This is a genomic window from Vibrio sp. QJM3NY_39, from assembly GCF_057785895.1.
In genome coordinates, this window is sequence record NZ_CM173505.1 from 2521280 (window position 1) to 2546931 (window position 25652).

25 protein-coding genes are annotated in these 25652 nt (G+C 44.4%); 13 read left to right on the forward strand and 12 right to left on the reverse strand.

Annotated elements, in window-relative coordinates:
* Positions 1-335: 335 nt before the first annotated feature.
* The 4 genes from AC3CHU_RS11150 to AC3CHU_RS11165 all read left to right on the forward strand — a co-directional run bounded on the left by AC3CHU_RS11150 (position 336) and on the right by AC3CHU_RS11165 (position 5453).
* Positions 336-1631 carry an MFS transporter gene (locus AC3CHU_RS11150; protein WP_146457191.1) on the forward strand — a complete coding sequence of 432 codons (1296 nt, stop codon included), beginning with the start codon at positions 336-338 and terminating at the stop codon, positions 1629-1631.
* A gap of 145 nt (positions 1632-1776) precedes the next feature.
* Entirely contained in the window at positions 1777-2793 is a 1017-nt protein-coding gene (locus tag AC3CHU_RS11155) for a nuclear transport factor 2 family protein (protein WP_372193101.1), read from the forward strand.
* A 322-nt stretch (positions 2794-3115) separates the two neighbouring features.
* Complete coding sequence (locus AC3CHU_RS11160) at positions 3116-4222, forward strand: porin (RefSeq protein WP_488524568.1); 1107 nt, start codon at positions 3116-3118, stop codon at positions 4220-4222.
* A 199-nt stretch (positions 4223-4421) separates the two neighbouring features.
* On the forward strand, positions 4422-5453 hold the full coding sequence (locus AC3CHU_RS11165) for a LacI family DNA-binding transcriptional regulator (protein WP_488524569.1): 1032 nt from the start codon (positions 4422-4424) through the stop codon (positions 5451-5453).
* Positions 5454-5589: 136 nt separating this feature from the next.
* On the opposite strand, the gene AC3CHU_RS11170 is transcribed toward AC3CHU_RS11165, so the two are convergent.
* Together AC3CHU_RS11170 and AC3CHU_RS11175 are read right to left on the reverse strand one after the other, a co-directional pair.
* Positions 5590-7092 carry an arylsulfatase gene (locus AC3CHU_RS11170; RefSeq protein ID WP_016785700.1) on the reverse strand — a complete coding sequence of 501 codons (1503 nt, stop codon included), beginning with the start codon at positions 7090-7092 and terminating at the stop codon, positions 5590-5592.
* A gap of 9 nt (positions 7093-7101) precedes the next feature.
* Positions 7102-7491 (reverse strand): DUF4345 domain-containing protein, encoded by a 390-nt coding sequence (locus AC3CHU_RS11175; RefSeq protein WP_016768515.1) that lies wholly within the window; start codon positions 7489-7491, stop codon positions 7102-7104.
* A gap of 138 nt (positions 7492-7629) precedes the next feature.
* Here AC3CHU_RS11175 and AC3CHU_RS11180 point away from each other — a divergent pair, with 138 nt between their 5' ends.
* Both AC3CHU_RS11180 and AC3CHU_RS11185 read left to right on the forward strand, forming a co-directional pair.
* Positions 7630-8400 carry a hypothetical protein gene (locus AC3CHU_RS11180; protein ID WP_488524570.1) on the forward strand — a complete coding sequence of 257 codons (771 nt, stop codon included), beginning with the start codon at positions 7630-7632 and terminating at the stop codon, positions 8398-8400.
* 366 nt (positions 8401-8766) lie between these two features.
* Positions 8767-9348 carry a hypothetical protein gene (locus tag AC3CHU_RS11185; RefSeq protein WP_016785703.1) on the forward strand — a complete coding sequence of 194 codons (582 nt, stop codon included), beginning with the start codon at positions 8767-8769 and terminating at the stop codon, positions 9346-9348.
* A gap of 102 nt (positions 9349-9450) precedes the next feature.
* Here the strand turns inward: AC3CHU_RS11185 and AC3CHU_RS11190 are convergent, their stop codons facing one another.
* From AC3CHU_RS11190 to AC3CHU_RS11200, 3 genes are all read right to left on the reverse strand, one after another.
* Entirely contained in the window at positions 9451-9855 is a 405-nt protein-coding gene (locus AC3CHU_RS11190; RefSeq protein WP_010439685.1) for a globin family protein, read from the reverse strand.
* A gap of 154 nt (positions 9856-10009) precedes the next feature.
* Positions 10010-10390: a VOC family protein gene (locus tag AC3CHU_RS11195; RefSeq protein WP_488524571.1), complete on the reverse strand. Its 381-nt coding sequence runs from the start codon at positions 10388-10390 to the stop codon at positions 10010-10012.
* Between the two features lie 78 nt (positions 10391-10468).
* Complete coding sequence (locus AC3CHU_RS11200; RefSeq protein WP_065205619.1) at positions 10469-11353, reverse strand: LysR substrate-binding domain-containing protein; 885 nt, start codon at positions 11351-11353, stop codon at positions 10469-10471.
* Between the two features lie 102 nt (positions 11354-11455).
* Between AC3CHU_RS11200 and AC3CHU_RS11205 the strand changes: the two genes are divergently transcribed.
* Together AC3CHU_RS11205 and AC3CHU_RS11210 are read left to right on the forward strand one after the other, a co-directional pair.
* A complete protein-coding gene (locus AC3CHU_RS11205) occupies positions 11456-12796 on the forward strand; it encodes a 6-phospho-beta-glucosidase (protein WP_171311318.1) in 1341 nt (446 codons plus the stop codon).
* Between the two features lie 76 nt (positions 12797-12872).
* Positions 12873-13637: a carbohydrate deacetylase gene (locus AC3CHU_RS11210; protein WP_016785707.1), complete on the forward strand. Its 765-nt coding sequence runs from the start codon at positions 12873-12875 to the stop codon at positions 13635-13637.
* Positions 13638-13654: 17 nt separating this feature from the next.
* Here the strand turns inward: AC3CHU_RS11210 and soxR are convergent, their stop codons facing one another.
* From soxR to AC3CHU_RS11230, 4 genes are all read right to left on the reverse strand, one after another.
* On the reverse strand, positions 13655-14095 hold the full coding sequence (gene soxR, locus AC3CHU_RS11215; RefSeq protein WP_004736387.1) for a redox-sensitive transcriptional activator SoxR: 441 nt from the start codon (positions 14093-14095) through the stop codon (positions 13655-13657).
* 164 nt (positions 14096-14259) lie between these two features.
* Positions 14260-14781, reverse strand: coding sequence for an NADPH-dependent FMN reductase (locus AC3CHU_RS11220; RefSeq protein WP_065205620.1), 522 nt, complete (start codon positions 14779-14781; stop codon positions 14260-14262).
* A 252-nt stretch (positions 14782-15033) separates the two neighbouring features.
* Complete coding sequence (locus AC3CHU_RS11225) at positions 15034-16596, reverse strand: glutamate synthase-related protein (RefSeq protein ID WP_065205621.1); 1563 nt, start codon at positions 16594-16596, stop codon at positions 15034-15036.
* Between the two features lie 233 nt (positions 16597-16829).
* On the reverse strand, positions 16830-17387 hold the full coding sequence (locus AC3CHU_RS11230; protein WP_029189613.1) for a YceB family lipoprotein: 558 nt from the start codon (positions 17385-17387) through the stop codon (positions 16830-16832).
* A gap of 286 nt (positions 17388-17673) precedes the next feature.
* Here AC3CHU_RS11230 and AC3CHU_RS11235 point away from each other — a divergent pair, with 286 nt between their 5' ends.
* On the forward strand, positions 17674-19017 hold the full coding sequence (locus AC3CHU_RS11235; RefSeq protein ID WP_488524572.1) for a sigma-54 interaction domain-containing protein: 1344 nt from the start codon (positions 17674-17676) through the stop codon (positions 19015-19017).
* 95 nt (positions 19018-19112) lie between these two features.
* Here AC3CHU_RS11235 and AC3CHU_RS11240 read toward each other — a convergent pair whose 3' ends face one another.
* Positions 19113-20903, reverse strand: coding sequence for a hypothetical protein (locus AC3CHU_RS11240; protein WP_054546749.1), 1791 nt, complete (start codon positions 20901-20903; stop codon positions 19113-19115).
* A gap of 401 nt (positions 20904-21304) precedes the next feature.
* Between AC3CHU_RS11240 and AC3CHU_RS11245 the strand changes: the two genes are divergently transcribed.
* The 4 genes from AC3CHU_RS11245 (at position 21305) to AC3CHU_RS11260 (ending at position 24343) form a co-directional block, all read left to right on the forward strand.
* Positions 21305-21691 carry a thiol-disulfide oxidoreductase DCC family protein gene (locus AC3CHU_RS11245; RefSeq protein WP_428786238.1) on the forward strand — a complete coding sequence of 129 codons (387 nt, stop codon included), beginning with the start codon at positions 21305-21307 and terminating at the stop codon, positions 21689-21691.
* Positions 21692-21913: 222 nt separating this feature from the next.
* Positions 21914-23236 carry an ABC1 kinase family protein gene (locus tag AC3CHU_RS11250; RefSeq protein ID WP_488524573.1) on the forward strand — a complete coding sequence of 441 codons (1323 nt, stop codon included), beginning with the start codon at positions 21914-21916 and terminating at the stop codon, positions 23234-23236.
* A 97-nt stretch (positions 23237-23333) separates the two neighbouring features.
* A complete protein-coding gene (locus tag AC3CHU_RS11255; RefSeq protein WP_488524574.1) occupies positions 23334-23879 on the forward strand; it encodes a glutathione peroxidase in 546 nt (181 codons plus the stop codon).
* Complete coding sequence (locus tag AC3CHU_RS11260) at positions 23876-24343, forward strand: DUF3429 domain-containing protein (RefSeq protein ID WP_488524575.1); 468 nt, start codon at positions 23876-23878, stop codon at positions 24341-24343. Before AC3CHU_RS11255 ends, AC3CHU_RS11260 begins: the two co-directional genes overlap by 4 nt.
* A gap of 56 nt (positions 24344-24399) precedes the next feature.
* Here the strand turns inward: AC3CHU_RS11260 and AC3CHU_RS11265 are convergent, their stop codons facing one another.
* Complete coding sequence (locus AC3CHU_RS11265) at positions 24400-24834, reverse strand: GNAT family N-acetyltransferase (protein WP_146457163.1); 435 nt, start codon at positions 24832-24834, stop codon at positions 24400-24402.
* A gap of 38 nt (positions 24835-24872) precedes the next feature.
* Positions 24873-25649: a phosphotransferase gene (locus tag AC3CHU_RS11270; protein ID WP_488524576.1), complete on the reverse strand. Its 777-nt coding sequence runs from the start codon at positions 25647-25649 to the stop codon at positions 24873-24875.
* Positions 25650-25652: the final 3 nt, after the last annotated feature.

Consider the following 25652-nt stretch of genomic DNA (forward strand, 5'->3'; position numbering starts at 1 on the left):
TTATTATATTTCGCAATTCATTCGCCGCCAATAGTACTCAAAAATCGATATTTTCCCTCAAAAACCCACAGTAAGTGTGAGTATTGTCACTAAGATAGATGATTAAACACTCTAAATGCTCAAAAAGTCCCAAAACAACGATCTAATGAGATCAAGATCACTAAAATGCACAAAATGGGTACGCACTCATTTTAAAATTGACTTTGATCACGGATCTAATAACCACAAAAATTCTATTATCTCTCCCGAAATGAAGATGGTGTGGTGATATTCAATAACCGCCACACAATAATCGAAACTAAAAACACCCTATAAAAAATAAAGGTTTATCGGTCATGACTACTAAAAAACACATGAGCGAAGTTCCTATGATTCAAAGGGTAGCTGCTTATCTTGCAATTCTAGTTGGCTATTTTTTCTATTGTTATAACTTTGTAATTATTGACTACGTACGCCCATACATCGTTGATGCGTATGATGGTATTAACTTAGCGGATACCGCTCAGTTCTATACATGGCAGTCGGTTGGCGCACTTATTGGTGCCTTAAGCTGTGCATGGGTGGCATCAAACTTTGGTAAGAAATCGACTCTTATTGTCATCACTGCACTGAACGGTGGCGCAACCATCATCAACATGATGTTTACTGACTACGCGATGTGGGCAGCAATGCGTTTCATCATCGGTATTTCTTTAGGTGGCTACTTCACCGTAGCAGTAAGCCTGATGATCGGCCTATTCACACCAAGCGTTCGCGGTAAGTTAACGGCATTCGCTTCTTCTATGTTCTCGGTTGCCCTAATGGCAATGGGCGCATACGCGGCGTTTATTTCTAGCATCGATGCACCTTGGCAGAGCCTAATGTGGGTGGGTGGTATTCCTCCTCTCGTTGCTGCTGCATTAATGATCTTCATCCTACCTAGCGACAAGAAAGTGATCGCCTACGGTGAAGAAGAGCAAGCCGCTGCTGAAGCATCGAATAAACCAGCGAAGAAAGGTTCTTGGGGTGAAATGCTAAGCGCACCATACCGCAAGCTAACGATTACTTGTCTATTGCTGGCTGGTCTTAATTTCTACGGTTACCAATTCTTCTCTGGTTTTGTGACAACGTACCTAAAAGACGTGCGTCAATTCGACGGTGCGACTATCGGCATCATCTTCTCTATCTCTGCATTCGGTTCGCTATTCGGTGCTTGGGTATGGGGTGCAATCGCTGACAAATACGGTCGTAAAGTGAACGCGTTTGGTTTCATTCTTGCGGGTGTAATGGCTTCAGTATTCTTCGTGGCACCAAGCGACGTGATGATCGGCAGCCTAAACATGCTGGCTATCCTAGGCCTTATCTACAACTTCGGTTTGTCTGCTTCAGCGGTATGGGGTGGTTACTTCTCTGAATTGTTCCCAGCTCACTTACGTAGCTTCGGTGCAGCGCTGTTCCACGGTGGTCGTATCATCGGCATGTGGGCCCCAATGGTGTTGGTATTCATCCAAGAGCGTTCAGACCTAGCAACAGCAATGTGGGGTTCACCAATCGTATGGATTCTGGCTGGTCTACTGTGGCTATCTCTACCAGAAACATTGAAAGGCGGCATTTTCGACAAGAGCAAAAAAGCGGAAACAGCAAAAGCTTAATCCCCTTTAGTTGAAAACCTTTAAAAGTTGAAAACCTCTAAAGACACGAAATAAACATCAATCCGGCTGAGAAATCAGCCGGTAACAAAATCCAAATCGAGTCCTGTTCCGAATGTTGGCTCGACAACAAAAAAGAGAATTTACTATGTCTAAATATCAAGAAGCTAAACGCATTGTTCGCGATTACTTTGACGCTATCGAAAACGCTACTCACGAGAACGTGGCTGAAGTTTTAAAAGCACACACTTCTGAAGATTACTTGTGGCGTGGTGTTTACCCATTCCGTGAGCAAGAAGGCGCACAAGCAGCGGCTGACGTATTCTGGGCACCAATGATGAAATCAATGACACGCATGCAGCGTCGTCAAGATATCTTCATCGGCGGTAACAACGAAGTTAACCCAGATGAAATTTGGGTAATGAGCATGGGTCACTTCATGGGTCTGTTCGACGCTGAATACCTAGGCATGCGCCCTACAGGCAAGATCATGAACGTTCGCTACGCAGAGTTTAACTGTGTTGTTAACGGCAAAATCACAAAAACTGGCCTGTTCCTAGATCTACTAGGCATGATGGATCAAGCGGGTTGCTACCCACTTCCACCATCAACCGGTAAGCACTTTGTTTACCCTGGCCCACGTAATCACGATGGTCTGTTGTTTGAAGATGCGGCTCCAGAAGAAGGTGTTGCGACACTTGCTCTAGTAAACAAAATGGTTGATGACCTGTCTGCTCTTAACGACAGCGGCGCGATGGGTTGCCCACCAGAAGTACTAGCGAAGAGCTGGTCAAAAGACATGATTTGGTACGGCCCATGTGGTATCGGCGCGTCTTACACGATTCCTCGTTACCAACAACAGCACCAACTTCCTTTCCGTAACAACCTGAAAGACAAGAAATTCAACGGCCACGTTTGTCGTTTCGCTGAAGGTAACTTCTCTTGTTTCTTCGGTTGGCCAAACCTATCAAACACCCCTACAGGTGGCTTCCTAGGTATGACTGGCGGCGAAGTACGCGCAAACATGCAAGTGGTTGACGTTTACTACCGTGACGGTGACAAGCTGTCTGAGAACTGGGTTCTTATTGACCTTCCTTACTGGCTACAGCAGCAAGGTCTGGACGTGTTCGAACGCACTTCATCTATCATGAACCCAACGCTGTAATCCTAATGCTTTAATACAGGTGCTTTAATAAAAATGCCTTAATCCTAGCGATAAAAGCCAAAAGATAGAAACCAAACAATAGCAACCCAAGCCGACATCTAATTTGGGTTGCTATGACTTGCTAGAAGATCCTTCTCGCTCCTAGCAAGTGCTCTACCAATCAATGCTTCAATCAATTAATTGCTTCATCAATCAATAATTGCTCCACCAATAATTGATCCAATTAGTGCCTCATGGATGGGGTACACCCTGCCAAACCATTACTAATATAACGAGCTTGAAAGCACGGCGGCTTTCTACGGCTCGAATAAAGAGAATAACAATGAAAAAGTCGATTCTTTCAGCAGTGATCCTGACGGCGCTTACGTCGGGTTCTGCTTTTGCTGCACATACTTTTACCAATGACGCAGGCGATAGCCTCACTCTCGATGGCCGTTTTGACGTTCGTTACCAAGATAAAGGAGAAGTCTTTAACTCAGATACCAATTCTTGGGAAAAAGATAATGGCGAATGGAACAGCGGTAGTTCTCGTTTCGGCCTTAAAGGTCAAATGGGACTAGACAACGATTGGACTGGCTTTGGCCATGCCGAATGGGGTTACAACTCAGGTGCTAACGGCGACAATATTTACGACCGACTTCTATACGCAGGTGTAGAGCACGAGAAATACGGCAAGATTGCCGCGGGTACTAAACAGTGGTCTACCTTCTACGATGTGGCTTGGTTTACCGATATGGGTCGTGTTTTTGGTTCGCGTGGTTCTGGTTACTACAACCTGTCTGACTGGGGTATTTCATCAGGCACAGGCCGCGCGGAAAACTCTGTCACTTACCGCAACAACATCAGCGATAACTGGAAATACGGCTTCACTTATCAGACAACTCGTGAAGATGTTGGCCTTGCGGATGGTTTAACCGCAACACTGAAAAACGGTATGGGCGCATCAACCCTATACACGGTTATGGATGGCTTAACCATTGGTTTGGCTTACCACCAGAATGAGTTTGATGATGTTGATGCTGGCGTGAAAAACATCAAAGATGGCGACACACAGCGCATCGGTTTATTAGGTGTGAACTACACCAATGATGGCCTATTTGTCGGTTTCACCTACAGCCAAGGTTCTAACTGGGAAACCACCAGCAAAGCAGAATTCTACGACCACCGTGGTGCTGAATTCTTCACCTACTACCACTTTGAAAATGGTCTGCGTCCAACCTTTAACGTTAACTACTTAACGGACACAGACGACAACGCTAATGGCTACGATCGTCAGTTGATTATCCCTGGCCTTGAATACCACTTTAAGAAGAACAAGTTCTTAGTATGGACTGAATACCAATTCGATAATGGTAACGACAAGTCCGTAGGTAACCATTACGAAAACAGCGATGACCAATTCGCTGCGGGTATCCGTTACTACTTCTAACACCCAGTTAATCGAGTCATAAATTCGCTAAACAAAGCTCTGCTCTTAATGCAGAGCTTTTTTTGGGTCATACCCAGAATAATATCCAACATTCTCTATTAACCCTTATTTTTCATCCCATCATGGCATATTGTATTTTTGAATACGTACCTAATTATGGTACTCTGTGCACTGTCAATTTAGTTCAAAAGTATCTTCTATGAGCTCTCCAAAACACTCCACGGCGTCAAAACCAACCGTTACTTCAAAAGATGTCGCTAAGCTGGCTGGCGTTTCTCAATCTACCGTTTCTCGTGTATTTGTTCCGGGCAGTTCGGTGTCTGAAAAGACCAAACAGAAAGTATTCGAAGCCGCAAAAGCACTCAACTATCGCCCGAATGCCTTTGCTCGTAGCCTAACGACAAATGAATCTAAGTTGATTGGTTTGGTCTTCCCTGATGCTGATTACCCAATTCACATGAAAACCCTGCAACTCATCTCTACTGAGTTACAAAAACAGGGCTATTCTGCTGTGCTTATCCCTTGGCAAGTCGACGGTAACGACATCCACTCGATTCCGAATATTTTCCAATATCGTGTTGATGGTGTGATTGCTGCTTCTGCGACATTCAATAAGTCACTTTATGAAGAGTGTGAAGAGTTTGACATCCCTATCGTTCAGTTCGCGCGTGTTGTTGAAGGGACGAAGAGTAGCCATGTTGTGAGTGATAACTACGCGGCAGGGCAATTTGCAGCGCAACACTTTCATAAACTTGGTATCAAGACTGCGACTTATGTGACGGGTAATGTGCCAACGTTTACTAATGGCGAGCGCCAAGTCGGTTTCTGCACAGAATTTGAAGACTTAACAGGCAAACAGGCTCGAGTTATTGAAGCTGATTACGACTACCTTGATTCGTTAGAGATCATCCGCGACATGTTCAACGAAGCAACGAATCCGCAAGCGGTGTTTTGTGCGACAGATAACCTTGCGATGGCGGTAATGGATGTAGCTCGTTTAGAGTTTGGGCTTCGTATCCCAGAAGACCTGCAAGTGATTGGTTTTGATGATATCCCGCAGACTCAATGGCTCAACTACCAACTGACCACCTTCAAGCAGGATTTTAGACGCCTTGCGCGTGAATCAGTGAAAATTGTGGTTAACCAAATTCAAGAACAAGACACCAGCTTAGTAAAATTAATGGTTCCTGTTCAATTTATAGAGCGCAATACCACGCTGAAGATTCAGTAAACTCGTTCAAAGTAGAAACAAAATAGTAGCGTGAGTACGGAAAAGAAAAATCCCGTTGGCGACGATTAGAGTCTCCAACGGGATTTTGTATTTCTACTCAGCCTTTACTGTCCCAACTACTTGAGACAAGTGCGTATTAGTTACCCACACCACCTGTTTTCTCAGCTGGTAAATCTGGTGTCACTGGGGGCCACTCTTGGAAAGTTGCTAGATGTTGTTGAACAGCAGCTTGTGCAGGACCAAATGCCCACATTTTCTGCCCCATCCACTTCAAGTACATGCCCGACTCTTCTGCCGCTCGCTCATATGGGTCACGACGTAAGTTAAAGAGTAACGGTGCGTTAAGCTCTTCTTTCGGACCACTCCAACCGTGATTTTGAACCACAAAGTGTGCCTTCCAATCACCAATACGAACCGCTTGCAGCTTATCTCGTTCGTAGTAGTAAATCTCTTTACGGTTTGACTCGCCTTTCTCTGTCAACATGTCCACTTGGTTGTAACCATCAAGGTGCGCTTTAAAGCCATCGTGACCTTTCAGCATTTTCTCTTTTAGATCCGTTGGACCACCCGCGGCTGCAACCAATGTTGGTAACCAGTCCATACCATCAAAGATGCCATTGCCTACGCTACCCGCAGGGATTTTACCCGGCCAACTCACCAATGCAGGCGCTCTTACGCCACCTTCCCAAGTGGTACCTTTTTCACCATGGAAAGGCGTCATGCCGCCATCAGGCCAAGTCATGATCTCAGGGCCATTGTCTGCCGTGAAAATGATAATGGTGTTATCGGCGATGCCTAACTCTTCCATTTTCGCCATCATTTCCCCGACGTGGTCATCAAGATCTTTCATGACCACTTCTTGCAGCCCCCAACCGTTTTGGCCAAGCATCGCTTCATATTCAGGAGAAAGGTGCGTCCATACATGGCCACGAGATGGGCAGTACCAAGTAAAGAATGGTTTATCCGCTTCTACGGCTCGTTCAATGAAGTTGATAGCATGCTTATTTACTTCATCGTCGAGTGTACGCATACGCTCAATCGACAATGCACCATCGTCTTCGATCGTTTGGCCACCTTTGCCATCTGATTTTGCGTAAATAACATTACGAGGTGCAAAGGCATCCAAAGAGCCATCTTTTGGCCAATCTGGATCTTCGGTATATTCCATCGCATTCAAGTGATACAGCCAACCCCAATACTCATCAAAACCGTGCATTGTCGGTAAAAATTCATCTCTATCACCAAGGTGGTTTTTACCAAATTGCCCAGTCACATACCCCATCGTTTTGAGCATCTCTGGAAGCGTTGGCGTATCCGCACTTAAACCAACGGGACCGCCAGGTAACCCAACAGAGTGCATTCCGGTTCTAACTGGTAATTGCCCGGTTAAGAAAGCAGAACGACCCGCGGTACAAGATGGCTGCGCATAGTAGTCTGTCAGAAGCATTCCCTTCTCAGCAATACTATCGATGTTTGGTGTTTCGCTACTCATCACGCCATTGTGATAAGCACTCAAGTTTGAGATGCCAATATCATCGGTGAAAATGACGAAGATATTAGGTTGTTCTTGTGCCGACCATGCCGATAGCGAAAAGCTACTCAACACGCTCAAGGTAAGAAGGTGAAAAATCCCTTTCATATAATGTCCTTATATTGTTTCAGATTGTTCTTTGTGAATCATTTTTATTCCGACCAAACCAAAGCCAAGCTCTAAAATTAGATAGACAAAAAGCAGCCAGTGTGGCATTCCATCTAAGACTAAACTAATCACTCGGCCTGCAGCCAAACCCAACATAAAAACCACCAAACTATAAAGCGCTGGCAGTCGATACTTTTTTATCAATGCGCCACTAACCCAAAACAGAGCCAGTGCCAAATACAGCCCCATCACGGCTCGAAAAATATGAGTCACGTTGATAGAACTAGCATCAATTCCGAAAAGATAATCCATAGAAATAACGGGGGCGTAGCCGTAAGACAACGCAATAGGCGTTAAGCCTAAAACCGCTACCAACAAGAAAACACTTTGTAGCTTCATATTCCCACTCTTTAAATTTGGCTCTTTTTAAAAAAACATAGTCTACAATCAGCAATATACAAGTTGCATATATAGAAAATGGCTAATTAATACATACATTTATAGTGTGCACTCTTCAAACCAGATAAGGATATCAATATGGCTAAATGGCATTACCTAATCGCATCAGTGTTGGCTGCGAGTTCAACCGTAAATGCACAAGAAGCAAGTTCACAATCGGACACGAAAAAGTGGCAACACAGCATAGAAATTTATGCGCTTGCTTTAAATATTCGTGGTGATAGTACGATTGGAAAAATATCCACAGATGTCGATGTTGATCCTGCGTTCATCATGGATCATATCGATATGGGTGCAATGCTGCGCTTAGAGGGCATTTATGACAATCAGTGGGGTTACTATTTCGACTACAGCTACATGAAGCTAAGCGGAAAAACAAACTCAGTGTTAGGTAGCAACCTAGAGGTATTGAGGGGCAACCTTGATATCCGACAAGGTGTTTTAGATGTGAAGGGTTTTAAGCGCTACCAGTACGATTTTGGCACGATTGATTATCTGTTTGGGCTTCGTTGGTGGGATAACGACATTGATGCCAAGCTTTACGGTTCAGGTGGTAATCTAAGTGCAGACCGATCACTCGATGAAGATTGGGTTGACTACCAAATAGGTGTGAGATGGATAACGCAGATCAATAAGGATTGGAAGTTTCACGCAACTATTGATGCAGGGCTTGGCAGTGACACCGACTTTACCTCATCTCTATTAACTGGCGTGCGATACCAGATAAACAATTGGTCTGACTTAAATGTCGCCTACAAATCGACCTGGGTTGATTACGAAAACAAAGGTACCTTTGAATACGATACCGCTTCACAAGGCTTCCTGGTTGGCTGGGCTGCTCACTTTTAAGCCACTGGTTACTTTACCCTTACGCACAAGCGGAAAGACTAGTCATCCCTAGTATTTAATCTCTATTAAATTGCTCTCTAATTCAATCTAAATGAAGCTCTAGCGAAGATTCACCGCTAGGGCTTTTTCATTGAGGTACAAATAATCCGAAAGCCAATAAAAATGCTAAAAATCAATAATTAAATTGAGGTTCAACACTCCCTATCATACCTAAAAAAATATAATCCGAGCCTTCAAACCTACCCTCCTCATTATTGATATATTTAATCTTTATTTAATCGTCTCTCCACTCATTCGAACAGTGTTTTTTATTTTGAAAATATCGCTAGAATCCTCTCCCGAAATTTACGAACCTTAGAGAATAAAATGAAAAAATTAGTCTTAGCGGCGCTTGCCATTGCATCAGTTACGGGCTCTTCAGCATTCGCAGCAAATGAAATGTATGCTTTAGGTGGTGTTGGTATGGATAGTGATGATGTCGGTGGCCAGTTCACACTGGGTAGCCAGATCGCACAAAGCAACTGGTATGTAGAATCAACATTGTTTATTACCAGCGTCGATGACAAAGACAGTTACGTTGATTACAGCAACAACGAGACAGTACAACGAAAGGAAGAGTTCGACACCTTAATGCTCTCGTTGACGCCTGTGTACAAACACAGTTTCAGTGAAAATTTTGCTATTTTGGGCAAGTTTGGTGCTTTCTATTCACACTCAGATACAAAGTTGGTGTATAGCTCTAGCAAAGGAAATGAAGTTCATAAAGGTTCTCATGGTAATTTTGGCTTAACTTACGGTATCGGCGCAGAGTACAAGTCATCAAAACCATTGTTTGGCAACTCCAAGCTGTTGACTCGTGTAGGGTTTGATTGGTATGAGCTCGGAGGTTCAAATGATTGGTATACCAAGGAAACAACTTTAGGTATTCAAACTGGCTTTACCTTTTAAGCCAACATATTCATTACCCTGAATAAAAACCATTTAGGGCAATGAATTAAAAGCCATAATTTAAAAATAAGATAAACCTCGTGTTGTTATGCGAAGCTTATCTTATTTTTCAACACACTCTTTTTTCATGATCGTTAGACCAGCATCCAGCGTTTCTGCCCAAGCTCGTTCTACGTTCTCATCATAATGAGGATCGTACTTTTTAACCGTATTGAGCAACGAATTAAACCATTCGTTTAATTCAATTTCTGAAATGTCCAACCCCAAATCTTTGTGCCTTTTACCCAGTTTCTTGACCGAGTTCCGCACACTTGGCAGACCAGAGGAATTATAAATAAGAATGATCGAGGCCTTAAGCATCTTAGTTTGCTGCTCTAACCCTATCTTTTCAAAACGTTCTGAAAACCTTGGGTTATGCTCGCAGAAGTCTGCCAGAAAGCTTTCCAAGAATTCTTGATCAATCCGGCAACGCTCGAAGCTTTCATAAAACAGTTCATTCGGTTTCATCTAGCAAGTCCTTTGCAATAGTCAGCCAGTCTTTAAAATAACGGGTTAGTTCAGAGCATCATAAACTAACCCTGAACAATCAATATGACTTAATTATACGCCACTGTGGCATAAAGTTAACTATGACATAAGGTGAACTGTGGCATAACGTAAACTATGGCATAAAGTGAGTTGCACAAATCTTGTTTCCATCAAGGTCTCGCAAGTAAGCCATGTACAAGCGACGCTCGTCAGAACCTCTCGCTCCGGGGCCACCTTCAATGCTAGTACCACCATTTTCGACGCCGATGCGATGCCATTCATCCACCATTTCTGGTGAACTCGCCAAGAATCCTACCGTCATACCATTGCCATAAGTCGCTGGCTGACCATCAATCGGTTTGGTTAAACCTAGTACACCCGTTTTGCTCACGTAAACACAACGCCCTTTAGGATCGATTGAGCCTTCGTTGTAACCAAGCATCTTCATAATTGGATCATAGAACGACTTCGCACGTTCAATATCTTCGGTTCCGAGAAAAACATGGCTGAACATAACTCACCTCTTTTTATTGAAAGAAAGAACCACCCAAACTAGACCTTAAATTCGCTTTTGTCTAGGCATGCTATTCTGTCATAACTGCTGCTTAACCCATTGAGTAAACACTTGAAACTTAGTCCGTTGCTCCATCCCTTTCGGACATACAAGATCGTAACCTTTACCCGACTCAATACTCATAAAAGGAGCAACCAACCCACCCTGTTCAATTTGAGTTGTCGCAAACTCGAGTCTTCCTAGTGCTACACCCATCGATAACCTTGCCGCGTCCATCGCTATACGGTTGTCACTGTAGTAATCACACTTTAGAGTACAATCAACCTCACTTTGAGCCGCTTCCAACCAACGCTGCCAAGCCGTCACGTCTCCACTATGAATAAACTGCACACTATCCAATTGTTGCAAGCCCTTCTCAAGATTGAACCTCTTCGCATATTCAGGACTGCATACAGGCGTTCTAATCCCTGAAAATAGTCGCTCACTATAATGATTCGGATAGTGACCCTCGCTGTAGAAAATTGCCACGTCATAAGGTTCAAACTGAAAGTCAGATTGGTTCTGTTTGGTTTGTAATTTAATACTTAAATTCGGGTATAACTGTCTAAACTCTGGTAGGCGCGGCATTAACCAAGACGACGCAAAATAAGGAGAGGTTGCTATGTACAATTCGCCACTTAACTCTCCAGTTTGAATGTCCATCAGTTCAGAGAAAATAGATTCGAATGAGACACTCAGCATCGAGAGAACGCGTTGTCCTTCTGGGGTCAATTCTAGCTTTCTCGTTTTACGCACAAATAGATTAAATTTAAGCTGCTGCTCAAGTTTCTTGATGCGATGACTGACTCCACCTTGAGTCAGAAATAGTTCATCGGCGGCAAGGGTGAAGCTTAAATGTTTAGCCGCCACACTGAAGGTGTGCAGCAACGACAATGTTTGTTGGCGATTTTCAAACAGCCCCATAGATTAACCTCATTAATTCATAAATCATCAATACTGGTTTGTAGACGTACTGACTCATCATATAGATTAAACCATATAATCTACATAATAATGGTGAGTCAAATGAAGCAAGCACAAAAACTCAAAGTTACGGTCATTGGTGGTGGATCAAGTTACACCCCTGAGCTGATCGAAGGCTTACTAAAACGCTATCACGAATTACCTATTTCTGATCTTTGGCTTGTCGATATCGAAGAAGGTATGGAAAAAGCTCAAGTGATTGCAGATTTGACGCAGCGAATGATTAGAAAAGCGAACTGTGACATCACAGTGCACCTCACGACAGACCGAAAAGCAGCGCTTGTGGACGCGAATTTTGTCTGTTCTCAGTTTAGGGCAGGTCGATTAGAAGCAAGGCTACGTGATGAAAGAATTGCTTTAAAGTATCGCATGATAGGGCAAGAAACTAACGGATTGGGTGGTTTCTCTAATGCTTGTCGAACCATACCAATTGCATTAAAGATCGCCAAAGAGATGGAAACACTTTGCCCCAATGCGTGGCTGCTCAACTTTACCAATCCATCAGGTATGGTGACCGAGGCCTTGATTAAGCACTCAACCATCAAGACGGTCGGCTTGTGCAATATCCCCGTGAACATGGAGCGCGGAGCAGCAAAAATGCTTGGCGCTGTACGCGAAGACATCACCATGCAAATCGCAGGTTTGAATCATCTAGTGTGGGCCCGAAAAGTACTTCATAACGGCGAAGACAAGCTCCAAGAAGTGATAGACCAACTCCTCGGAGGCAATGACCAAATGATGCCTCAAAACATCCCTCCCTTTGAATGGGACGCTGAACTGATTCGTTCTCTGAACATCGTTCCTTGTGCTTACCTACGTTACTACTACCAATCCAGAGACATCTTAGACAAAGAGTTTGCTGCGTCTGAAAACAGCACTAATCGCGCCGACTTGGTTGCAAAAGTTGAACAACAATTGCTCGAAATCTACAGAGACCCAATGCTGGATACCAAACCGAAATTATTAGAAGAACGAGGTGGTGCCCATTATTCTGAAGCAGCTTGTGAACTAATGAGCAGTATTCACAACAACAAGCGTTCTATCATGCACGTCAACACTCGCAATAATGGGGCGATTCAAGGGCTTCCTGATGACTGCGCGGTAGAAGTCAGCTCAGTTATTACTAACAGCGCGATCCTTCCATTGAATGTCGAACCTTTTGATAACGATACGTTACGCCTAATCCAACAAATGAAAGAGTTTGAAACCTTAACAGTGAAGGCCGCGATGACGGGGGATATTGCATTAGCTAAACGCGCTTTGATCCTTAATCCTATTGTTGATAGCGGCTCACACATTGATGAGGCGTTATTAGAAACGATTCGAGAAAACTTAGACTTTATGCCTGCGTTCGCTCATCGATTAACACAAAGTGAGCAGTAACCTTATGTACATTAACTCAGTCGAAATTAGATTAATTCAAGTTGTTCACAATCCATTTTAGTCACCAGAGGTCACGATGAAACTAATACTGAACGCCGATGATTTCGGCCTCACTGAAACGGTAAATCATGGCATTGTTGAGTGCTTCAAAGCAGGCGTAGTGAAGTCAACCACCATCATGATGAACCAACCTGGAACCCAACACGCCATTGAGCTTTATCACCAAGGTTTGGTTCCGGAAGTAGGCTTGCACTTTACGGTTACTGCGGGAAAACCTCTTAGCGCACCTGAATTAGTACCAAGTTTGGTTGATGATCAAGGTAATTTCTTAGACAAAGCAGCCTTGTTCAACAAAGTCGATGTGGTCGAAGGCGAAGTTGTGCTTGAACTTAACGCGCAATACCAAGCGGCTATCAATGCAGATTTAAAGATCAACCATATCGATAGCCATCATTTTGGGGGCGTATTTAAACCTCTCAAAGCGGCGTTTACTCGATCAGCTAATACGATTGGCCTGCCTGTAAGACGCATCGACAACATTGTGAACGGGCAAGATTCTCTCTTAGTACCGACACCTAATGCTTTTGACATGCGCTTTTTTGATGACGGGGTCTCTCTTAGCAACTTGCAAGATATTCTGTTGAGCTACCAAACTGCCATGCCTAACGGTACTGTCGAGTTGATGTGTCATCCATCACTTAGTGTTGATGAAGAGCTAAAATCACTATCAGGCTACAGTGATAAACGCGTCGAAGAGCATCAGCTTCTCACTAGCCCAGAGCTAAAACAGTGGCTAGCTGACCATCAGATTGAGTGCATTGGATTCGACGATCTCAAATAGGGAACCTTAAGTCAGGGCTACTCAACGATCCGTTGTGCGCCCTGCCCTTGATCATGCAAAATATCTTCAGGGTTCAACAAGTGGCATTTCTGCATACTCAAACATCCGCAACCGATACAGCCGGTTAGGTTTTCTTGTAGCGATTTAATCTGCGCCATTTTGCTGTCGAGCTGCCCCTGCCACTTCTTCGCAACTCGCTCCCAATCTCGCTTAGTCGCGGTATGGTTCATCGGCAGTGTCGATAACTCTTCGGTAATCTCTTCCAACGTGAAACCTATCGACTGCGCCACTTGTATCAACGCTATTCGTCTCAACATCGCCGACTGATAACGGCGTTGATTTCCGTTAGTACGAATCGAAGCAATCAACCCTTTAGTTTCATAAAAACGTAAGGCAGAAGGAGCCACGCCACTGCGCTCTGCCAACTGGCCTATGGTGAGGTATACAATGTTTCTCATTGTTACACTATCCTTGAGATCATAAATATTTAAAGCTTACTTTAACTTTAGAATAGCGGCCTATTCCAGCCCTCACCAATGATTAACCTTAAACTTTGACAGAGAGCTCAACGAAAATCAGCCACGATCATAACTGATTTGTTGAATCAGATGTCATTCGATTTCTAAATCTGACTCATGATCGATTTCAAGTTCTCCGCCATTTCGGCATTGATGATCTCACCGGTTTCTACATTAAAGTTGTCGTAGAAACTCGGCACTGACATCGACCCCTTCACATCAGCATCAAAGTAAGGTGCAGAACTTACTGCAGACGACAACACAGAGCTTGCGCCGCCTGGGCCTGGTGATGTGGAGAGCATAACAACAGGCTTGCCTTGGTACACTTTCATGTCGATTCGTGATGTCCAGTCAAACACATTCTTAAAGGCTGCAGTGTATGAACCGTTGTATTCTGCAAAAGAGATGACCACAGCATCTGCTTCGCCAATCTTGCTAAAAAAACGCTGCGCGTGTTGATGAACGCCGGACTCTTTTTCTCTGTCTTCACTGTAAATAGGCATCTCGAAATCATTAAGATCGAGCACCTCTACTTGCGCGCCCTCGGCTAAGCTTGCAGTGTACGCTGCTAATTGTTGGTTAATCGATGCTTTACTGTTGGTCGCGCCAATCGCTAGTACTTTCATTGTTGGTTCCTAATTCATTTGTATCACCTTCCACATTCATGGTTTCAGAGGCGATTGTCTGTGTATTTAGATTGGGGAGGATGATAAAACCTCAAGTTAACTTAAGGTAAAGCGATATTTTCAAAAAATAGAAAATAATTCAAAAGAACCTATAAATCAGAAAATTACGACGGGTGAAGTATGGCGTTGTATGACACAGGCAAAAATAAGCACACCCACAAATGCAGTAGGTGTGCTGTATCGAAATGCTGTTTACTTAAGTTGATTTAATGAACCGATACCCGAATAAGCAACGCCCGATAGCTCTGCCATCTCGCGATTCCATGTTGCCAAATCATGAGGGTTGAATTGATTCAAATGATCATGCCCACACGCCCTTGCCATCACTTGCATCAACTCAGTCGAGGCTTCGAAGAAGTTTTTCAATTGGTTCGATGCCTTTTCGACATTTAACCGTTGGCGTAAATCGGCTTTTTGAGTCGCGATACCCGCCGGGCAATTGTTGGTGTTACACATTCGGGCAGCAACACACCCTATCGACTGCATGGCACTGTTTGAGATAGCGACACCATCTGCGCCAAGCGCCATCGCTTTTACAAAGTCCATTGGAACACGAAGCCCACCAGTAATGATTAAGGTGACTCTGTCACTTACGCCTTGCTTGTCTAGATAGGCTCTGGCACGAGCAAGTGCTGGAATAGTGGGCACGCTAATATGGTCACGGAACATTTCTGGCGCCGCCCCAGTACCACCGCCTCGACCATCCAAAATGATGTAATCGGCACTGGCATCGAGTGCGAACTGAATATCCTCTTCAATATGATTGGCACTCAACTTGAAGCCAATTGGGATTCCGCCCGTCACTTCTCGAACTCGGTCGGCGAACTTTTTGAAATCTTCGACCGTTTTTAGATCAACAAAGGTGGGTGGAGAAATCGCCGCTGTACCCGCTTCAATGCCGCGCACCTCTGCTATCTTGCCAATGTTTTTCACCCCCGGTAGGTGACCGCCTGTTCCGGTTTTGGCACCTTGCCCGCCTTTAAAATGGAAGGCTTGAACGTTTTTGAGCTTAGATTCGTCGTAACCAAATTGTGCGCTAGCTAATTCATAAAAGTAGCGAGAATTCGCGGCTTGCTCTTCGGGCAACATTCCGCCCTCTCCCGAGCAGATCCCCGTTCCCGCAAGCTCCGCGCCCGTCGCCAAGGACACTTTCGCCTCTTCAGACAAAGACCCAAAACTCATGTCAGATACAAACAAGGAGATGTTCAATTTAAGCGGCTTTTTCGCTTTTGGCCCAATAATAAGCTCAGTACCGACTGGCACATTCTCCAACAAAGGCTTAGTCGCCATTTGTGCAACCATCACTTGAATATCGTCCCAGTGAGGTAACAAGTACCTAGGCACGCCCATTGAGGTCATTGGACCGTGATGCCCGACCTTAGATAAACCATCTCGTGCTAATTGATGAATGAACTCAACCGTGGGTTCTTCTTTGGTTGCAGAAGCTGCTGGCGAGAGATCGGGCGTTGCTGCTTGGATATGAACATCAGGGCCTTCTTGACCCACTTGCTCAGCCGTAAACTGTTTATGGGTGCCATCACAAAAAGGGAGATTGTTTGAATACTTACAGCGGCACAGGTAAGCGTCGCCGTTTTCCTCGGCCACGAAACTCTTCGGTTTGAAGCCGGTTCCTGCATGAGAGCCGTCGCAGTAAGGTTGGTTTTTCGATTTACCACAGGTACAGAAGTAATACTCCTCCCCTTCTGTTAGCTCTACTTTGACTGGCTTGGTATCCGCTATCACTGGATTCTTCATAGTTCGCTCACCTTTTCTTTCTTATGATTTGATGACTGAAGCGATGACTTGCTCACAAGAGTAAAGTAAAGATTAGATACGCAGCGAATTCAATAAATGGGCCTGAGAAAACAAGCTTAATAGACAGCCCAAAAACAGAAGCATTACTTGTTCAACGCAAACAAAAATGGCCACTAAATCGGCAGCCATTGTGTTTTAAATCTAAGTCTAAGCTAAATGCTAATGGTTAATGGTTAATCGAATAACTCGATGACCAGCTTGTTGTCTTTAATCACAAGATTAGGTTCCGATGACTTGATCAATGACTCTTGAACCTTATTGCTGTCCAGTTTGTAAACCGGTGACTGGGACAAAGCAAAGCCAATCATAGAAACGGCAGGCTTAAGTAGTTTGGCGACCTCAGGCGAAAGCTGTTTATCTTTTTCTTCAAAGCGCTCTAAACGCAGTGATTTCAAATAAATCTCGCCACTCTCTTTGTCATATTCAGGAATCGCACTGAACTCGATATCAAGATCCAACCTCATGTTCGGCACGTTAAACACCTGAACTTGTGCATTGGTATTCGCCAGAACAGAAACGCGCTCGGCATCAGCTCGGCCAATTTTCACCGCTAAGTCATCGACAGCCACTTGCGCATACATAACGTTTTGCACACCGACTTCTTGATCTAACATCACTGAATCTTGTAGGTAGTTCGTCATTTCTTGTTCAGTCACGCTATAGCTCACACAACCACTTAGCACCAGCGCAGACGCTGCCAAAATGAACTTTTTTGCTACGTTAATTATCATCAATATCAGCTCTTTATCGTTAGTGACTAGCGCGGAGTTTACTGTGTGATCATCAATAAACAAAACAGTAAAAACACGATATTCGTGAATACCTTTACTAATAAGCATAAATATCAGTAAGTAAAGCACCAGATTGGCTTTCCCGCTTGAGAGAATGGCACTTGTCAGCCAAACGCCATCAGATTTGTGTACTCGAATTAATTGAATTTTGCTTCTAAGCTTATGGGACATTTAGGGGGCTTACTGAAGGTTTCATCGTGGAATCGAAGCATGAAGAGTGAGCACAATGTCATCAAAAAGAGTATCACCTGAGCCAATAACTCGTTCTGTGATTTTGTTATGCAACACCGCATGCCCGCACCATAATCAGTGGGTGGGAGAACTGCGTCTCCATAACTGGGAAGCTCAAATTGCAGAAACGACCGAACAGGCCATTCACTTACTCGATAAACGCAGCGACAGCTACGCACCAATTGTGGTTTCTTGTCTAGCATCATCCTCAATAGACAAGCAATGTGAGCAAATATCAATGCTGAAGGCTCGCTTTCCAAGTTTAAAAGCAATTGCTATCTGCAGCCAACCACCAAGCCGTAACTTATCACTCATTAAGCAAACCTTTTGGGATTATTACCACCTCCCTATTGATACAGAATGGCTTTGTCGAAATTTAGGGCATGCGTATGGCATGGTAGACACCAAGCAAACTAAACCTAAGCCTGTCTCGTGCAATGAATGTCAATTGGTGGGGCAATCCAGAACCATCCAGCAACTTAAAAAGAAGATAGCCAAGATCGCTAACAACGATTTCCCAGTGCTGATTCAAGGGGAAACCGGTACAGGAAAAAGCCTATGCGCACGTTTGATACATGAAGCCTCTGCCCGCAGTCAGAAACCTTTCATCGCTGTAAATTGTGGCGCAATTCCACAATCCTTGATTCACTCAGAGTTATTTGGCTTTGAAAAAGGCTCGTTCACGGGAGCAAACAAACGCTACGTCGGACACGTGGAAAGAGCGAATGGTGGCACGCTATTTTTGGATGAGATCGGCGACCTTGAACTGTCGCTGCAAACCTACTTACTCCACTTTCTAGAAAATAACTTGATAGAGCGATTAGGCAGTAACAACCAATTACCCATAGATTGCCGTGTGATTTTCGCCACCAACGTCAATATCGAACAAGCCGTTGCTGCAGGTAAATTTCGAAAGGATCTCTTTCATCGGATCAATGTACTTCCATTGGACCTAGTGCCACTCAATGATCACAAAGAAGACATTGAAGATTTGGTTCGATTTGAGCTGAAGCACAATTACGCATCCAAAACCAAACTGCCTAGTGACACCCTTGAGCAAATGAAACAGTACCATTGGCCGGGCAATGTCAGAGAGTTATTCAACTGCATAAAAAGGGCGATCGTTCTTTCTAATTCAAGCGCCCTCTCTACTCGTCATATGGGAATTCAATTGAAAGACGCGTCGCCCGACGTAGAAAATGATACTCGACTTTCTTCAAAAAATGTTCGTCGAGTGATTCAGCAGCACCACTACAACATTTCCCAGTCCGCCAAAGCGTTATCTATTTCTCGGACGACCTTATATAAGCTGATAAAAAAACATCAGATAGTAATTTAAGTCGCCTAGCTAGCTAAGCTAACTAATAAACTAATAAAGCAGCCTAACGAACTAGGCTGCTTTGGAGTTTAGTTGTACTCAATTAATGAAAGTACTTAAGGCTCAGGTACAGTAAATGGACAAACATCACAGGTTGCAATGTTCGATGTTTCCATAAATGCTTGTTGCAAGAACAGCGAGTCAAACGTTGCTGTCACTTGATTAGATAGCATCCCTGCAGTTCCGGTTGGTAACACATTTGGTGCATAAGTTTTACTTACTTGTGTACACACTTGACCAATCGCATCACCAAAGTTCGGTATCCACTCTCCTTCACCCGTTTTACAAGCAAACAGCTCAGGGTCGGCACTTAATGCACTACACATATTACCAGCACCACATGTGGTCACATCCTCAAGATCATCACAAGGTAAAGCAAAGTCGAGGTAATAACTGCTGTTGACTACTTCAGTAGGTAAATCAGAACGACTCAAAGAGTCATCCTTAGAATCCACCAGCGATTCAATGGCCAATGGGATATCACCGGTATTACATATTTCAACATCATAGGTTTTCTTAAGCACAACTTGGCCGCCATCAACCTCTAAGAAGCTATTACACACCTTAGAAATCTCAACCATCGGGCTCAAGTCTATTGGTGGACAATTGTAAGCCACTGGCGCTTGAGCATTCACGATAAGCCCATCAAGATCCACCGCACCATCTATCACGCCGACGGCTCCGTTATTTACAGACAGATAATTCCCCATGAATGAGAATGACTCGCCGACACTCCACACTTCATCACCGTTACCCACGACAGGAAGCGCACCTAAGATTGGTGACTCAGATAAAAAGGCCACTTCGTAATCACCATTGGTGCCTAACGAACCAGGGCCGGTATTGGTTACCGTCACGGTGTAATCGATGTTGAACATGCCATCAACCGTAAAGCTGGTTGTGTTACAAGTCGCCGCTATATTGATGCTACATAAACTGAATGAACCGACAACGAAGTCAGCCAAAGATGCATCAATCGAACGAGAAGCTCGAGACTCCACTAAGAAACTACTGAAACAAGGAATATCCTCAATACCGAACTCATCATTCAACAGAGCTGACAAGTTTAATCGACCTTCCACAAAGCTCTCGGTTGGAATAGAGGTTGTTTCACCCGTTTTAGCTAGATAGTCCCAACCTTGTACATTGGGTAGAGCAATTGCACCGATAGAATCATCATTTGAAATCGCACAGATCTTTTCGACGCCGACTGCGCCACTGCCACATCTTGCCCCCACAAAATCATTCGATTTAGGGTCACCGTCAGTTTGGAAAATTCTCGTCATGTTGTCGGTGACATCACCATTATTCAAATCCCACTGCAACACTTCTATGTACGGATTACCGCCACTTGCTTGTGGGAATGAAATCAGCACAAGGATGTCTCCATTGACATGTTGCCCAACAAAGTCGCCTTTAGTTTTCCCATCCGGCAATCCAACCTGGTCTTGTAAGAACCAGAAGCCAATGTACATATCACCATTGTTCGCATATCGGTCTGCACCAAAGTAAATCAGCAAGTCACCTTCGCTTTCAAAGGCAGCGGCATACGCATTGGTAAAGTCATCTTTCGGTTGTGGCGACGCACTTCGAAATGCCCAATCCGTAATGTCGGAATCATCTTTCGATCCACCCTTCCAAAAGATTTGATCCACACCGTTACGGTCTTTTTGGAAAAACTCCGCAATCCCGACCATGCTGTTGGGGTTATTTACATCGTCCCAATCAATACCACTATTATCGCTGGTCGCGTTACCATCGAGTTCCATAACATCAACCGTAGCCCATGCCAACTGGGGGCTACTAAACAACAAAAGCACACTAAGTAAATAATTTATAACCTTCATGTTCTCTCTCCATTTATCCGTACTTATGCTTTTAGGGTTTTCTGCCATGCCCAAATTAGAGAAAATCCTTTAGCAATTCGTAGGTTCGATAGAGCATATTCCAAGCCAATTTCAACTTATTGAATTGATTGATGTTTATATATTGAAGGCACACCTTTATTGGACGCTTTGTTATCATTTGTCCATAAACCCGAGATTTGACCAAACAATCAAGGACTTGAAAGGATGAACAAAGTGTCTACGTCAGACATTCTTAGAGCTTTGGATACAAGGTAAGTGATCTTTAAAAGGTGCAATAACGTAGCCATTGCTAGATTATTGAATAACAAGTGATTGAATTGACGGGTGCCGACTTAACGGGTAACTGAAGGTTCACTCGTGAAATGATAGGCGAACAGACGATGACACAACTTACGATATTTTACGATGGGACATGCCCGTTGTGCGCAAAGGAGATGGCGGCACTTGCAAAGCATGATGCCGAGAATAAGATTCAAACCATCGATATCTACAGTGAAGCCTTTTCAGACTACCCTCAGATTGATGCCGACGCAGCCAACACCATTTTGCATGCACTGGATGAGAATGGAAAACTGCTGCTGGGCTTAGACGTGACCTACCAAGCGTGGCGCTTAGTAGGAAAAGGTTGGCTATACGCCCCTTTACGTTGGGCGATATTCAAGCCAGTGGCCGACTGGTGTTATCTTCGGTTTGCCAAGAACCGATACAAAGTCTCTTTCTGGCTAACTGGAAAGTCACGCTGCGATGGTAACAGCTGCACAAAATAGTACTTGGTTAAGACATACCACTTGCGACTTTGTAATACACCACACCAAACAGCGCAGCAAAAACTAAAACGGTAACCGCGACTTTTAACCAAATAAACTTCATGTTTTGTCCTTTAAATTCTGTTTACTGTTTCGCGAGACAAGTTACCACAACAAAACATTCGGTTGGGTAATGATTGATAGAACTTTGTAGTGAGTCTTGATAACTAAGTGAGAACCTTTATGTCGGCAAAAGAGAGAAACCTTCCTACACATCGAATTTCTAGATTCAGCAAGTTTGCCTCGCTGGCAACAAGGGTCGCGGGCAACGTGATAACGGAAGGCACCAAGCAGATTGCACAAGGCAACAGGCCCAAAGCAAAAGACTTATTACTCACCCCGCAGAACATTGCACGCCTGACTGATCAACTCGCCCACCTGCGCGGTGCTGCCATGAAGCTTGGGCAGATGTTATCAATGGACGCGGGCGATGTCCTCGAACCGGAACTCGCCGACATTCTTTCTCGCCTGCGCTCAGACGCCGACCCACTACCAACAAAGCAACTCAACCAAGTGTTAGAAAGCTCACTCGGCATCAACTGGAAAGCCGAATTCCTTTCCTTCAACTTTAAACCTATCGCCAGTGCGTCCATCGGACAAGTTCACCAAGCCTACAGTGATGCGGGGGACAAACTTGCCATCAAAGTCCAATATCCAGGCATTCGAAAAAGCATCGACAGTGATGTGGACAACGTAGGTACATTGCTTAACATCGTCGGTTTGATACCCAAGTCTGTCGATTACAAAAGCTTATTAGAAGAAGCAAAGAAACAGCTCCATGATGAAGCAGATTATGCTCGCGAAGCTGACTACGCGACTCGTTACTATCATGCACTGAAAGAACACGCTCACTTCGTTGTACCTAAGATTCACCCTCAAATGTCTTCAGAATCAGTGCTTGCGATGGACTTCATTGAAGGCGTCTCGATTGAGAAAATAGAAGGTTACGATCAAAGTACTCGTGATTTTGTCATGCGCAGCTTGCTCGAACTCATGTTCAGGGAGTTGTTCGACTTGCAGATGGTGCAGACCGACCCTAATTTTGCCAACTACCTCTACGTTGAAAACACGCGCCAGATTGGGCTGTTAGATTTTGGAGCAACCCGTGAATACACCGACCGCTTCAGTGATGGCTATCGCTTGGCTTTTACCTCTGTGATTAATCACGATGAACAAGGCCTCAACAAGGCGCTAGAGCAGATTGGGTTCTTTAGCGAGACGATTCTCCCCGATCAGCGCCAAGCCATTCTCAACTTAGTGACAATGGCGTGTGAACCTATGTTGGTCGACGAAGAGTACGATTTTAAAGCCAGTGGACTCGCTCAAAAGCTACGCGAAGCCGGAACTATACTCAGCATGGAACAAGAGTTTTGGCACACACCACCAGCAGACGCCCTGTTCCTACACCGTAAAATCGGAGGCATGTATCTGTTAGCCGCTCGCCTTGGCGCAAGGGTGAACATAAGTCGTTTGGTCGCTCCGTATCTCATCAGCGATGACACTTGATTAGTTCATAAATAGTGACGGTTAATGACCAGAAAAGTGATCATTTCGCGCTGCGCAAGAGTACTAACAGTTACGCCAACTAAAATGAGCCAAACCCATGAAATCTTCACTGCTTTGCTCCACCGCCCTGATTGCAAGCCTAACGAGCTCTATCGCTTTTGCAGCGAGTTGCCCTGAGATACTCAACGGTAAACAACGGTTACTAAATTCGAACGAAGAGATAGAGCTGTGTGAAGAGTTTCAAGGCAAAACCCTTTTGGTTGTAAACACAGCCAGCCAATGTGGTTTCACTCCTCAATTCGAACAACTCGAGCAATTGCATCAAACCTATAAAGACCAAGGTTTCACGGTTGTCGGCTTTCCGAGCAATGATTTTCGTCAAGACAGAGGAAGCGAAGAAAAATCAGCTAAAATCTGTTACCTAGACTACGGCGTTACCTTTCCAATGATGGCGAGAGCTACGTTATCTGGCAGTAGCGCTAACCCTGTCTTTGCAGAGATACAACAGCAAGCTGGTGTGACACCCAAGTGGAACTTCTACAAATTCCTGATCAGCAAAGAGGGTAAAGTGGTGGCAACCTTCCCTAGCTCGACATCACCGGTGAGTGCGACACTCAAAAATGCGATTGAGCAACAGCTATGAGATCCGATTATATGGCGACAACTCAAACCCGCAATACCATGGCCAAGCTGGGTTACATGGGGCTAATCCCGTTTCTATTTGGCCTATTGTTGTCTCTGACCGACAGCCAATTCCTAGGCCTGAGTGGCGAGACACTCTTCATCACCTACAGCGTGGTCATCTTGAGTTTTTTGTCGGGTATTTTGTGGGGAAATGGCATCGAAAATTTCGAAAGCCAATCTAGCAATAAGGCTCTGGTTCTAAGTAACGTGATTGTGTTAGTCGCGTGGGTAGAGGTGCTACTTGGGGAACAAAAAGAGTTTCTCACCACCCTGATTCTTATCATCGGCTATATTGCGGTTTGGCGGGCGGAAAGGTCGATGAGAGAAGAGAACCAAAGTGAAGGCCCCGATGGCTATTTTGATATGCGAACCCGACTGACCTCTAGCGTGGTGTTGATGCACGGTATCGTGATGTTGACCTAGGTCTGTGAACCTTTAATTAAGGTGTGCGCCTTTGAATAAACAACGTTAGCAAGAAACTAGACAATGAGCTGCATTACCAACCTTGGCTCATCATCGCCAAAATAGTTCGACTCTTCTTTGATAGTGACAAAACCCATAGACACATAAAGCGCACAAGCCGACGCATTATTTGGATCAACGGTAAGCAACACCTTGGATTCTTTAGGCAGCATCGTTATCGCCTGTTCCATCAACGAACGTCCCACTCCCATACCTCGAAATTGACCATCAACGGCCAGTGACAAAATCCAATATTCTTGTGGCTTGTCTGTTGGTGTCATCAACACATAACCCGCAACTTGCGAATCCTGTTTCGCCACCAACAAGCCTTTTCCCCAGCAATCAAAGGCCTGACGAAAGAAAAACTGCGGATAGGCGTGGTCGCCAAACAAAGCATGTTCAAGCTGGTAGATATCAGCCAGTTCTTGTTTTTCCGCACAGACAATATTCATAGATAGACCTTTATAGATTAACTACAACCGCCCTTCAGCTACAATCTGCCTTCAACTGAAGCCAGCCAAGTTGGCAATTGCTCTCTAAACCAATTAATGTATTTCGAAGCTTCAGGGTTGTTACGCGTGACTAATATATTCGTGACTTCGACTACAATCCAGCTTTTAGCCATGATCAATTGCTTTATTAAATCTTCACGCGGAATCAAGATGTTATAGCAAAGGTACTGATCAACAATACGCTCATAATCTGGCAAGGAACCCATTCGCGAAACGAGTGGTGCCAAATCTATCGCAGGGCTGCCAAAACCAAAACGCTCCCAGTCAAATAGCACGAGCTGTCCATTATCTCTTCTCCCCCAATTCCCTTCATTGGAGTCACCCGAAATTAACGTGTCATGGTTAAAAATCGCATCACTCTGAGATTGAATATACTTAAGACTGTCTTGCGTAACTTGAGGCAATTGTAGGGAAGATAAAGCCGGCGCAGTGTCATCTAAACTCCATTGATGGCGCTTAACTTCAAATGTTGGTCGATATTGAGAACAGTGAATACTAGCGAGCTGCTGAAACACATCACTTGTCGTTTGTAGCTCGGCAAGACAAACCGAATTAGGAATGTATTCGAGATACAGCTCACAGCCATCGACCGCAAGAAGTCGAGGCGTATTCACTCCATCAAGATGCTGCGCTGCGTGTTGGTAAAAAGCGACTTCAACCTCGCCAGCCCCTTGTTTATGTATACAAGGAAAGCCATTACGCTCAGTTAAAGAAACCTGCGCAGCGCCCATTTGTGAAAGGTCTTGATTACTCATCGC

Bases quoted from the DNA above. Each gene is read 5' to 3' on its own strand.
- AC3CHU_RS11150 (WP_146457191.1), top strand. From the start codon at position 336: ATGACTACTAAAAAACACATGAGCGAAGTTCCTATGATTCAAAGGGTA.
- AC3CHU_RS11155 (WP_372193101.1), top strand. From the start codon at position 1,777: ATGTCTAAATATCAAGAAGCTAAACGCATTGTTCGCGATTACTTTGAC.
- AC3CHU_RS11160 (WP_488524568.1), top strand. From the start codon at position 3,116: ATGAAAAAGTCGATTCTTTCAGCAGTGATCCTGACGGCGCTTACGTCG.
- AC3CHU_RS11165 (WP_488524569.1), top strand. From the start codon at position 4,422: ATGAGCTCTCCAAAACACTCCACGGCGTCAAAACCAACCGTTACTTCA.
- AC3CHU_RS11170 (WP_016785700.1), bottom strand. From the start codon at position 7,092: ATGAAAGGGATTTTTCACCTTCTTACCTTGAGCGTGTTGAGTAGCTTT.
- AC3CHU_RS11175 (WP_016768515.1), bottom strand. From the start codon at position 7,491: ATGAAGCTACAAAGTGTTTTCTTGTTGGTAGCGGTTTTAGGCTTAACG.
- AC3CHU_RS11180 (WP_488524570.1), top strand. From the start codon at position 7,630: ATGGCTAAATGGCATTACCTAATCGCATCAGTGTTGGCTGCGAGTTCA.
- AC3CHU_RS11185 (WP_016785703.1), top strand. From the start codon at position 8,767: ATGAAAAAATTAGTCTTAGCGGCGCTTGCCATTGCATCAGTTACGGGC.
- AC3CHU_RS11190 (WP_010439685.1), bottom strand. From the start codon at position 9,855: ATGAAACCGAATGAACTGTTTTATGAAAGCTTCGAGCGTTGCCGGATT.
- AC3CHU_RS11195 (WP_488524571.1), bottom strand. From the start codon at position 10,390: ATGTTCAGCCATGTTTTTCTCGGAACCGAAGATATTGAACGTGCGAAG.
- AC3CHU_RS11200 (WP_065205619.1), bottom strand. From the start codon at position 11,353: ATGGGGCTGTTTGAAAATCGCCAACAAACATTGTCGTTGCTGCACACC.
- AC3CHU_RS11205 (WP_171311318.1), top strand. From the start codon at position 11,456: ATGAAGCAAGCACAAAAACTCAAAGTTACGGTCATTGGTGGTGGATCA.
- AC3CHU_RS11210 (WP_016785707.1), top strand. From the start codon at position 12,873: ATGAAACTAATACTGAACGCCGATGATTTCGGCCTCACTGAAACGGTA.
- soxR (WP_004736387.1), bottom strand. From the start codon at position 14,095: ATGAGAAACATTGTATACCTCACCATAGGCCAGTTGGCAGAGCGCAGT.
- AC3CHU_RS11220 (WP_065205620.1), bottom strand. From the start codon at position 14,781: ATGAAAGTACTAGCGATTGGCGCGACCAACAGTAAAGCATCGATTAAC.
- AC3CHU_RS11225 (WP_065205621.1), bottom strand. From the start codon at position 16,596: ATGAAGAATCCAGTGATAGCGGATACCAAGCCAGTCAAAGTAGAGCTA.
- AC3CHU_RS11230 (WP_029189613.1), bottom strand. From the start codon at position 17,387: ATGATAATTAACGTAGCAAAAAAGTTCATTTTGGCAGCGTCTGCGCTG.
- AC3CHU_RS11235 (WP_488524572.1), top strand. From the start codon at position 17,674: ATGTCATCAAAAAGAGTATCACCTGAGCCAATAACTCGTTCTGTGATT.
- AC3CHU_RS11240 (WP_054546749.1), bottom strand. From the start codon at position 20,903: ATGAAGGTTATAAATTATTTACTTAGTGTGCTTTTGTTGTTTAGTAGC.
- AC3CHU_RS11245 (WP_428786238.1), top strand. From the start codon at position 21,305: ATGACACAACTTACGATATTTTACGATGGGACATGCCCGTTGTGCGCA.
- AC3CHU_RS11250 (WP_488524573.1), top strand. From the start codon at position 21,914: ATGTCGGCAAAAGAGAGAAACCTTCCTACACATCGAATTTCTAGATTC.
- AC3CHU_RS11255 (WP_488524574.1), top strand. From the start codon at position 23,334: ATGAAATCTTCACTGCTTTGCTCCACCGCCCTGATTGCAAGCCTAACG.
- AC3CHU_RS11260 (WP_488524575.1), top strand. From the start codon at position 23,876: ATGAGATCCGATTATATGGCGACAACTCAAACCCGCAATACCATGGCC.
- AC3CHU_RS11265 (WP_146457163.1), bottom strand. From the start codon at position 24,834: ATGAATATTGTCTGTGCGGAAAAACAAGAACTGGCTGATATCTACCAG.
- AC3CHU_RS11270 (WP_488524576.1), bottom strand. From the start codon at position 25,649: ATGAGTAATCAAGACCTTTCACAAATGGGCGCTGCGCAGGTTTCTTTA.